This window comes from Streptomyces sp. adm13(2018) (assembly GCF_008042145.1).
Classification (GTDB): Bacteria; Actinomycetota; Actinomycetes; order Streptomycetales; family Streptomycetaceae; genus Streptomyces.
Map to the genome: position 1 here is coordinate 1 of NZ_RDBH01000052.1, position 10325 is coordinate 10325.

Annotated in this window: 8 protein-coding genes and 1 pseudogene; 1 reads left to right on the plus strand and 8 read right to left on the minus strand. The window is 75.1% G+C overall.

What is annotated here, in order from left to right:
* The coding region (locus EAO70_RS04120) for a LysR family transcriptional regulator (protein WP_187283713.1) at nucleotides 1-1015 on the minus strand (1015 nt) is incomplete at its 3' end.
* 150 nt (nucleotides 1016-1165) lie between these two features.
* On the minus strand, nucleotides 1166-1714 hold the full coding sequence (locus EAO70_RS04125; RefSeq protein WP_261992652.1) for a carboxymuconolactone decarboxylase family protein: 549 nt from the start codon (nucleotides 1712-1714) through the stop codon (nucleotides 1166-1168).
* Between the two features lie 143 nt (nucleotides 1715-1857).
* Here EAO70_RS04125 and EAO70_RS04130 point away from each other — a divergent pair, with 143 nt between their 5' ends.
* A complete protein-coding gene (locus EAO70_RS04130) occupies nucleotides 1858-2436 on the plus strand; it encodes a TetR/AcrR family transcriptional regulator (protein ID WP_148001660.1) in 579 nt (192 codons plus the stop codon).
* Nucleotides 2437-2589: 153 nt separating this feature from the next.
* On the opposite strand, the pseudogene EAO70_RS04135 reads toward EAO70_RS04130, so the two are convergent.
* From EAO70_RS04135 to EAO70_RS04160, 6 genes and pseudogenes are all read right to left on the minus strand, one after another.
* Nucleotides 2590-4278, minus strand: a pseudogene (locus EAO70_RS04135) (acyl-CoA synthetase); the annotation flags it as partial.
* Nucleotides 4275-7577, minus strand: a complete 3303-nt coding sequence (locus EAO70_RS04140; RefSeq protein ID WP_261992653.1) for an FAD/NAD(P)-binding protein — start codon at nucleotides 7575-7577, stop codon at nucleotides 4275-4277. The pseudogene EAO70_RS04135 and the gene EAO70_RS04140, both read right to left, overlap by 4 nt.
* A complete protein-coding gene (locus EAO70_RS04145) occupies nucleotides 7574-8050 on the minus strand; it encodes a cobalamin B12-binding domain-containing protein (RefSeq protein ID WP_148001649.1) in 477 nt (158 codons plus the stop codon). The genes EAO70_RS04140 and EAO70_RS04145 overlap by 4 nt, the downstream gene beginning before the upstream one ends.
* A gap of 293 nt (nucleotides 8051-8343) precedes the next feature.
* Nucleotides 8344-8769 carry a cupin domain-containing protein gene (locus EAO70_RS04150; RefSeq protein WP_187283714.1) on the minus strand — a complete coding sequence of 142 codons (426 nt, stop codon included), beginning with the start codon at nucleotides 8767-8769 and terminating at the stop codon, nucleotides 8344-8346.
* Nucleotides 8762-9673, minus strand: a complete 912-nt coding sequence (locus EAO70_RS04155; RefSeq protein WP_148001650.1) for a sulfurtransferase — start codon at nucleotides 9671-9673, stop codon at nucleotides 8762-8764. Before EAO70_RS04155 ends, EAO70_RS04150 begins: the two co-directional genes overlap by 8 nt.
* A gap of 69 nt (nucleotides 9674-9742) precedes the next feature.
* A complete protein-coding gene (locus EAO70_RS04160; protein WP_148001651.1) occupies nucleotides 9743-10282 on the minus strand; it encodes an HPP family protein in 540 nt (179 codons plus the stop codon).
* Nucleotides 10283-10325: the final 43 nt, after the last annotated feature.

Sequence of the window (10325 nt, forward strand, 5' to 3'; positions counted from 1 at the left end):
GCTCCGTCTCCCTCTCCGCGGTCCGCAGCAGGACCTCCGCGACGCCCCGGGCCCGTACCGCCGCCTCGGGTGTCCCCTCGCGGAGGGCCGTCACGATGGCTCCGTCGCCGAGCAGCGCCAACTGGCGCGCCAGGGACTCGTGTTCGCGGTAGCCGCCCTCGGTGAGGAGCCGGTCGAGGACCAGGGAGGCGTTCCAGCGCATCCGGGGCACGCCGGGCAGCGGGCGCAGCCCGCCGGCCTCCTGGTGGGAGGCGGCGAGGGCCATCGGCAGCATCGCGCAGCCGAGACCGGACTGGGTGGCGGCGCGGACTCCGGCCATGGAGCCGAGTTCATGGATCTCGGGCGGGCTGTCGGAGCGCAGCCGGAGGAACTCGGGGAGCCAGCGCTGGGACGGACAGTCGGGGTCGGCGATGACGACCTGGCGGCCGAGGCCCGCGCGGCGGTGGCCGACACTGGTGACGGGGATGAACTCGACTTCCTGGAGGCGTACTTCGGTCAGTTCGTCGGGACGATCGGCGTACGCCGGGTCGACGAGCTGGGCGGTCGGGTCCTCGGCTTCGACGACGGTGAGGACCAGGGCGCCGTCGATGGCACCGGCCCGGAAGGCGTCGTGGACCTCGGCGGTGCCCATGACGCGCAGGGCGAGTTGGACTCCGGAAAGAAGCCGCCGCCCGATGTGGGTGACCCGGGCGAGCTGCTGTCCGTACGCGAGGGCGGGGACGATGCCCACCGTCAGCCGCGGCGGGTTGGCCGCGGGACGGCGCAGGGCCGTCTCCATCTCGCCGACGAGGGTGAGGATCTGGCGGGCGTAGTCGCACAGGACGGTCCCGGCGCGGGTGAGCCGGACGCCGTTGGGGAGCCGCTCGAAGACGGGCTCGCCGACCTGCCGTTCCAGTGCACGCATCTGTGCCGTGACGCTGGACTGCGAGTACCCGAGGCGTCGTGCCGCCTGGGTGAAGGACCCGGTGAGGGTCACCTCGCGGAAGGTCCGAAGGGTTCTTGCGTCGATGTCCACGTGAATTCCCCCCTGCCGCGCAGGCGGCAGTTCCTCGCACCAGGTGGTTGGTCGTCCACCCGCTTCGATCGCCCCAGTCGGTTGTCGAACAAGCCGCAGGGGTGCCGGACGCCCCTTCGCGCCCGGCACCCCTGCACGGCCGCGAAGACTCTACTCGGCGAGCTGGGCCGGGACCAACGGAAAGTCCAAGTCCGGCTGCGCAACGTGATTGAAGAAGTTGGACAGCACGTTGAGCGCGATGTGGCCGACGATCTCCGCGATCTCGGCGTCGGTCACGCCGGCGGCGCGGGCGTCGGCCAGGGCCGCGTCGGTGACACGGCCGCCGGTGGCCATGACGGCCCCGGCGAAGCGGAGCACCTGGTCCATGTGCGGGTCGCCGGCGTCGGTGCCGTGACGGGTGTCGAGCAGTTCCTGCTCGGTCAGGCCGACCTTGCCACCGCGCAGGGTGTGCGCGGAGACGCAGTAGGTGCAGTCGTTGTGCTGGGCGATGAAGAGCGCGAGCTGCTCGCGCTGGCGGGCGCTGAAGCCGCCGCCGACGAGGGCCTCGCGCAGGGCGAGGTAACCGCGCAGGGCCGCGGGGCCGTTGGCCAGGGCGGCGTACAGGTTGGGCAGCTTGCCGAGCTGCTTGAGGGTGCCTTCGAGCAGCTCGCGCTGCTCCTCGTCGGCGGTCTCTACGGTCAGTTGGGGCAGGCGGGGCATGGAGCTCTCCTTGAGCCGGACCAAGACGGAACTGATCGGTACCATCGAGACGGTACCGATCGGTTCCGTCTGACGCAACGGGAGGCAGTCGCTCCCCTTCTCCGCGGGGGCAACCGATACGGCACCGAGTGGTACCGTCTGGTATGGCCACCAACGCGAAAGAACGGCTCCTCGGCGCGGCGGAGCGTCTGTTCTACGAGGAGGGGATCCGGGCCGTCGGCATCGAGCGGATCCTGTCCGAGTCCGGAGTGGGCCGCGCCTCCTTCTACCGCCATTTCCCCAGCAAGGACGACGTGGTCGTCGAGGTCCTGCGGCGCCGCGACGGCATGTGGCGCGCCTGGCTGGACGGCCGGATCGCGGTGAGCGAGCGGTCCCCCGAGGAGCTGCCGCTCGCGCTCTTCGACGGCCTGTCGGAACGCTTCGCCGCGGCCTCGTTCCGCGGCTGCGCCTTCATCAACACGATGGTCGAGACGGCGGATCCGGACAGCCCGGCGCACCACGTGGCGGCCGAGCACAAGGAGAAGGTCATCGCGGTCCTCGACCGGCTCCTCACCGAGGGCGGCTACCGCGAACACGAGTCCCTGGCGCGCCAGTTGGCGCTGCTCGGCGACGGAGCCATCGTGACGGCCCTCCGCGAGGGGACACCCGAGGCGGCGGTACGGGCCCGGGGCGTCGCGGAGGTCCTGCTGCGGACCGCGGAGAGGGAGACGGAGCGGGTCTAGGAAGACCCGGCTTCCGGACGCCGGCGGGCCCCCGGGGACGGATGCGCACGGACGCATCGGCGCGGAGCTGCTGGCCCTGGCCGCCGAGCGACTCGCGCCGGTCTTCGTCCCCCGGGCGGTCGAGGTGGTCGCCCACCTTCCCCGGACGCGCTCGGCAGCCGCCCCAGGGCGCAGTTCGTTCCGGCGGACCTTCCCCGAGCGCGTCCGGGGAAGGTGGGCGACCACCTCGACCGCCCGGGGGACGAAGACCGGCGCGAGTCGCTCGGCGGCCAGGGCCAGCAGCTCCGCGCCGATGCGTCCGTGCGCATCCGTGATCAAGGCGCGCCGTCGGGGCCGGAGTTCCACGACCGCGTACGGTGCGAGGCCGCCGTCCGGGTCCTCGCACGGCACCACCGCGGCGTCGGCCACATCGGGGTGGGTGCGGAGCACCGCCTCGATCTCCATCGGGGAGACCCGGTGGCCGTGGGACTTGAAGACCTCGTCCAGCCGTCCCAGCAGCCGGATCGAGCCGTCCGCGCACCGCTCGCCCCGGTCGCCCGTGCGGTACAGCCCGTCGGCGAACGCCTCCGCCGTGCGTTCGGGCCGGCCCGCGTACCCCCGCATCAGGCCTGGCGGACGGTCCGTCAGATCGACGCAGACCTCGCCGGAATCGCCCCGCTCCCCCGTGTCCGGGTCGCGCAGCACGATCCGGTAGCCGGGGAGCGGGTGCCCGAGCGGGGCGAGCGGCTCCTCGGCGCCGGGGGCGCGGCCGATGAGCGCGGTCGCCTCCGTCTGGCCGTAGCCGTCGCGGACCCGGACGCCCCACGCCGCCTCGATCCGCTCCACGGTCTCCGCCGTCAGGGGCTCCCCCGCCGCCGTCGCCTCGCGCAGCCGGGGCGTCTCCGCGCCCGCGTCCAGGTACGGGAGCAGGGACCGCCACGCGCTGGGCGGCGCGCAGAAGCTGGTGACTCCGTGCCCGGCGAGGACGCCGGGCAGCACGGCCGGCGGGAGTCCGCCGTCCGGCGGCGCGAGCACGGTCGCCTCCGCGGCCCAGGGGACGAAGAAGCTGGACCAGGAGTGCTTCGCCCAGCCGGGCGCGGAGAGGTTGAGGTGCCGGTCGCCGGGGCGCAGCCCGCTCCAGTACAGGCTGGAGAGGTGCCCGACGCCGTATCCGGCGTGGCTGTGCTCCACCAGTTTGGGCAGCGAGGTCGTCCCGGAGGTGAAGTAGCAGAAGGAGGGGTCGGCGGCCCGGGTCGGCCCGTCCGGGACGAAGCGGGGCCGCCCGGGGCCGCGGGTGTCCGGGTAGGGGACCCAGCCCGCCCGGCCGCCCTCCTCGGCGGCCATCCGGAGCCCCGGTACCGGCAGCGGGTCGAGCAGGTCGACGAGCCCGGGCGCGGCGACGACGTGCCGTACGGCGCCCCGGGTGATCCGGTCCGCCGCCTCCGCCCGGGTGAGGTCCTGGTAGCCGGGGACGACGACCGCGCCGAGCTTGATGCAGCCGAGCAGGGTCTCCCACAGCTCGGCGCGGGTGCCGAGCAGGATCAGGACGCGGTCTCCCCGGGCGACCCCGTGTTCGCGCAGCGCCGTCGCCAAAGCGTCGGAGCGGCAGGCGAGTTCGGCGAAGGACAGCCGGTCGACGACGGGGACATCGCCGTCCGGGCCCGGCTGTCCGAGGAGTTCGAGGGCGGGCCGGTCGTTCCCCTCGGCGATGACGTCGAACCAGTCGAGGGCCCAGTTGAAGTGTGCGGCGCGCGGCCACCGGAAGGCGGCGCGGGCCGCCTCCCGGTCTCCGCGCAGGCGCAGCAGCAGGTCGCGCGCCGCCCGGTACTCCTCGTGGACGGGCGTACGGGCGGCGCCGCTCACCCCGCACCCCCGGGCCGTACGCGCCGGTGCGCCGCCCGGACCGCGCCCACCGGTTCCGCGGCCGCCACGAGCGCCTCCGCGATCGCGTCCGCGTCCCGGGTGAACGAGCCCCACGGGCCCGGCCGGCCGCTGCCGACCTGGGTGAACCACCGGGTGAACTCGCTGGGGATGCCCAGGACATGGGTGGTGGTGTCGACGGATCCGTCCGCCCTGACCGGGTGGAACGGGGAGTCGGTGCAGTCGAGCCCGCCGGTGGCGAACTCCTCCGTCCCGTCGACGGCGTTGGTGAAGGTGCGGATCTCCCCGTCGGCCATGAGTCCCCGGATCAGCGGGTCGCGGTCGGCGGCCAGGTCGGTGCCGGGCACCCGCGCGTCCACGACGACGTCCAGCGGCACCCAGGAGTTCTCCACCTGCGGCGACTCCACGGCGAACCGGCCCTCGACGGGGTCGGCGCCGAACCGTGCTCCGGGGCCGACCGGTTCGAGGACCCCGGCGGCGAGCAGCGCGAGGAACTGCTCGGACCGCAGCGGCGGCGGTCCGGTGGAGACCATGGCGGCGACCGGGCCGAACTCGGCGAGGAACCAGCGGTGCGAGGCGGGGGTCAGTCCGCCGAAGTCGACGACCGTCCGGATGGTCTGCCGGACGTCCCGGAGGACGTCGGCGGCTGCCTTCAGGGGCCCGTCGGCGTTGCCCTGGCGGGCCTCGAAGAGGTCGGCGCGCAGCCATTCGGTGAGCACCTTGTGGTACTCGGCCGGGGAGCCGAAGCGGCGGTCGCCGAACGGGCGGGCGAGGACGTCGAGTCCGGCGAGCGGACGGGTGTCGACCCGGTAGCCGCCGGCGAGCCGCTCCCACACCCGCGGATCGGGCCGGGTTTCGGAGCGGGTGCCGGGGCCTGTGTCCGGCCGGTCGGCCAGGGTCTGGACGGCGCGCTCGGTGAACTCCTCGGCCGCGTGCGGGCCGTGGACCTGGCGGATCCGGGTGGCCAGGAGGACGAGGTTGACCTCGGCCAGCAGCCAGGGCAGCACCGCGTCCCGGAAGTCGAGCGGCTCCCCCGCCGCGCGGACCGCCGCCATCCGCTCGGCGGTGAACAGGCGGGCCCGGTAGCGGTGTTCGGGGCCCTTCTGGTTGGCGCCCCGGGTGAGGAGCGGTACTCCCCCGCGGGAGCCCGCGAGGATCCGGGGCTCCTTGCCGCTGGGCAGGTAGAGCAGACCGTCGCACCCCTCGGTGAACGTGCCGCCGCGTCCCAGGGTCAGCTCGCTCAGGATGTCGTAGAAGGTGAGCCCCATGCCGAGGATGCCGACGCTCGCGCCCGCCGGGATGTCGGCGAGCGGCATCTCGCTCGCGGAGCCGCCCGCGATGTACCGGACGGGGCGGGCCGGGGTGCCGTGTTCGCGGGCGAACCGCGTCCAGGCGCGCCCGCCCGCGTCGGGCTCGGTGACGGGATGGCCGGTGGCGAGGACCATCCGGTCGACGGTGAGGACGTCTCCGCGGTCGAGTCGCAGCCGGTGCCCGCCGTCTCCGCCCGGTGCGCGGTCCGCGCAGATCACCCGGGCGGGGACGCGGTGGACGGTGAGGGAGGGCGGCAGGGTCTCCTCGATCCGTCGCATGACGTGGGTGAGGTAGCGGCCGTAGACGGCGCGGGGCGCGTACCCCTCGGGCTCGGCTCCCGCCGGGTCGTCCTCGGCCCACCACTCGCCGAGGGACGGTCCGGCACCCGGCCGGTGGGGTCCCTCGTCGGCCGGCCCGGAGAACATGGTGACCTCCTGGGCGGGGGTGTTCATCAGGAACCACGGCGACTGGTCCGTCCGCCAGATCCGCCCGGCCCCCGCCTCGTACGGATCCACGGCGAACACCTCGACCGGCCGCGCGGGCGGGGTCGCGGCGCAGCGGGCCGCCAGCCGCTCCAGTACGGACAGGCCGCGCGGGCCCATGCCGACGAACGCGATCCGCAGCGGCGCCGCGGACGGCGCCGGGACGTCCCTGGGCCGAGGCTCCGGCGGCGGGTCGGTGGTGGCAGCCCGGTCGTGTTCACGGGCGACCCGGCCGAGCATGCCGGAGAGCTGGCGCGAGGTCATGGGTACGGTCCTCCTGCTGGTGGTGAGCAGCGGCAGCGCGCCCAGGTCCGTCCAGTGCAGGCGCCCGTCCGGTGCGACGGTGGACCGGACGGCGCCCCGGTTGTCGGGGTGCAGGCAGAACGGCACGTCGAGCAGCCCGCGGTCGAAGGCCTTGAGCAGGGCGACGCCGAGGTCGTCGGAGAGCCCGAGGACGGCGGTGACCAGGGCGCGGGCCTCGACGAGCGTCTCCTCGGCGTCGGCCTCCGCGGCGGAGCCGGGGCTCTGGCGGGTGCCGCGCCGGGGCGCGGAGCGGGCGGCGTCGGCGGCGATCCGCAGGGCGGTCAGGTTCTCCTCGACGGTCGGGATGCGGTGCGCCTCGGTCTCGGTCTTCACGATGAGCCGCTGGGCCCCGCCCCGTACGGCCAGTTCGGCGCTGCGGCGCAGCAGCAGCCGGGCCCCGGGCACGGTCCTCGGGTAGACCCCCATGTAGGTGTAGAGCACGATGTGGCGGTCGACGGCGGCGGGCAGGAACTCGTCGGCGAGGAGCCGCAGCGCGGTGAGCGCCCCGGTGTCCTGGGCGGGGTGGGTCTGCTGGGCGTAGCTGAGAGAGACGCTGGTGGCGCCGTTGGCCGCGAAGAACAGGCATTCCAGGAGCGAGACGGCGACGAGCAGCGACGGCGGGCAGAGCTGGCCGAGGAGGCAGCCGCCGAAGGATTCGAGATGGGCCCGGCGGCCGTGGGCGCGGCTCTCCTCCGTGAGGAACTGGACGGAGTCGCGCCAGGCGGCGACGGATTCGGCGAGCGGGGTGCGGCCGTAGGGCAGGCAGTACGAGACGGGGCCGCCCTCGGAGGCGGCGAGCCCGGCGGCGGCCATGGTGCGGAAGATGGCCAGTGGGTCGGCGGAGCCGTGCCGGACCTGTACGGGGGTGCCGCGTCCGGCTGCCGCGGCGACCCGGGCGGTGGTCTTCGGGCCGTGGCTGACCAGCGGGAACCCGTTCAGGGGTCGGCCGTCGCGCAGGGCGGCGGTGGCGGCGGCGTGGTCGCCGACGCGGGTGTAGCTGTCGATGGTGAGGGTGGCGACGGTCCTTTCGGGCAGGGCGGCGACGGCGGCGACTCCGCCGGCCATCACCTCGGGCGCGACCATCCCCATGCGGGGCTGGACGACCAGTTCACCGGCCGCGGCCGACTCCTGGACGAAGGCGCCGAGGTCGCCGGGGGCGGGCGGGGGCGGGGCGGAGGTCGTCAAGCCGCGGCCCGCCCGGTACACGCGCCGCCGAGTTCGGCCAGCCGGCGCAGCAGGGCGGTGGGCGGGGTGCCGTCCGCGTACACCTCGTCGTACCCGGCGTCGAGGAGTTCGGCGGTGCGGGTGGCGGCGCCCTCCGGGGAGATGCCGAGGAGCCCGCCGATGACCATGGGGAGGCCGCGGGTCTTGCGGTCGGCGCGCAGGGCGCGGGCGGCGCGCAGTCCGTCCTGGTGGCCGTGGCCGTTGACGGAGGAGAGCACGACGAGGTCCGGGCTGGTCATCCGGGCGGTGTCGACGAGCAGTTGCTCGGGGACGCAGGGCCCGAGGTTGAGCACGGAGTGCCCGTGCTCCTCCAGGAAGAGCTGGAGGTGGACGAGGTTCCAGGTGTGGGCGTCGGAGGAACCGGTGGTGAGCAGGACCCGACGGGAGGGCTCGGGACTGCTGCGCAGGGGCTGGGGCCGTGCGGACGGGGTCATGGCGTCTCTCCGGTAGGGGTGCGGGTGGGCTGGTGTGCGGGGGTGGTGCGGCGCGCACCGGCGCGGTCGGCGGTTCGGCCCCGGCGCGCGGCGGGTCCCGGGCACGCCTCCGGCCCGTACCGGCGCGAGCGGGACGCCGTGCGGGGCGGGGGTGTGTCCGTACGGACCTGGGGTGTGCGGTGTGCGGTGAACGGGGGCCGCACCGCCCGCGCGGGCCTGCGGGCCGCCGGGCCGCGGAGGCCCGGCGGTCCGTGACCGTGCGGGGGCGGGTGCCCGCGGGGGCGGGCGGCGCCTCAGGCGCCGGGCCGGCCGGCGCCGACGCCCGTGGTGATCTCGCCGTCCGCGGGCGTACGGGCGGCCGCCGGGCGGGCGCGGACCGCGAGGACGGTGCAGCCCTCCGCGCTGGACATCTGGTGTCGGGTCCCCGGCTCCTCGACCACGAGGTCGCCGCGGTGGAAGCGGCTCCCGTCGCTGTGGTCCAGGGTGCCGTCGAGCACGAGCATCAGCTCGTGCCCCAGGTGCTCGTGGAAGTCCCCGTGCGCGCCCGGCGGGAAGCGCAGCAGCAGCGAGGCGGAGTCCTCGTCCCGAGCCGCGTCCGGGCCCCAGAGGACGACGAACTCGACGCCCACCCGGCCGGGTTCGGTCCACGGCACCCAGGGCAGGTCGGTCTGGTCGAACCCGTTGCGGAGCACGTTGCGGAAGACGGTGACGTCAGGCATGGGCGCGGACCTCCGGGGCGGCGTCGCGCTGGGCGACGATGGACGGGATGCCGTCGGGGCCCCACGGTTCGGGCCCGTTGACGATGGGGGCGCCGATGAGCGAGCCGAACTCGCGCCAGGCGCCGTCGTAGTTGCGGATGCCGGGCAGACCGAGGAGCTCGCTCAGCACGAACCAGCTGTGCGCGGAGCGCCAGCCGACCCGGCAGTAGACGACGGTCGGCACGTCGGTGCGGACGCCGGCGTAGGCGGCGGCCAGTTCGGCGTCGTCGCGGAAGGTGCCGTCGGCACGGACGGCGCTGTGCCAGGGGATGTGCTCGGCGGACAGGGCGTGGCCGCAGCGCACGCCGAGGTCCTCGGGCACCCCCGGCGGGGTGTTGCTCTGCCCGAGGTACTCCTCCGCGGAGCGGACGTCGAGGAGCTGGTGGCGTCCGATGTGGTCGAGCATGTCCTCGCGGCGGGCGCGGATCGTCTCGTCGGCGGCCGGCACCGGGTGGCCGACGGGTGCGCGGTCGGGCGCGGTCAGGGTGAGGGGGCCGCCGAGCGCCTCCCAGCGGAGCCGTCCGCCGTCGAGGATCCGCAGTTCCCGGTGGCCGTACAGGCGGAACTGCCAGTATCCGGCGGCAGCCCACCAGTTGTTGTTGCCGCTCAGGAAAACGACCGTGTGGTCGGGGGAGATGCCGTGCCGGCCGAGGAGCGCGGCGAACGCCTCGGGGCCGATGACGTCCCGGCGCACCGGGTCCTGGAGGTCGCCGGTCCAGTCCAGGCGGACCGAGCCGGGGATCCGGCCGAGGGTGCTGCCGCCGTCGGTGATCTCGACGAGGACCGTGTTCGCTTCCCCGGTCGCGGGGTCGCGCAGCTGTTCCATGATCTGCTCACAGCTGACGAGCAGTCTGTCTCGGTTCACGGGCGCTCCGTTGGGAGTGAGTACGCGGACGTGCGGTCGGGGTGAGGGGGCGGCTCCGGGTGGGTCCGGTCACCACCAGTACGCGGGGTACTTGCCGATCACGCCGAGGCGGGAGGCGATCAGGCCCACGAGGACGAGCAGGGCGCTGCCGACGGCGAGCAGGACGAGGAAGCGCAGCGGCGCGGGGTCCTGGAGGACGGCGAGCACGGCGGTGGCGGCGGCGGGCGCGTGGACGGCCCGCAGCAGCAGCATGAGGCCGACGCTCAGGCCGGCGGCGACGGCCGCGACCCAGAGGGAGCGGCCGAGGACGGCGACGGCGACGAGGCCGAGGACGCCGGAGCCGACCTGGCCGAGCAGGACGCCGCGGGGCTGCGCCGGGGGCAGTACGGGGGTGCTACAGATGATCATGGCGGTGGCGGCCAGGGGGGCGATCATCAGGAGCTGACCGGTGGCCTCGCCCAGGGCGACCAGGATCACCAGGGACGCGACGGTGGCGAGGGTGCCGAGGGCGGCGGGCCGGCTGCCCGGGAAGGGCGGCGCCCCGCCCGCCCAGCGGCTGCGGGCCGGCGGGGTCGCCGGGTCCGCGGGGGTCCGGGTCTGGTTGCTCACAGTGTTCTCTCCTTGGCGGGGCGGACGGAGGCGGGGCGTACGG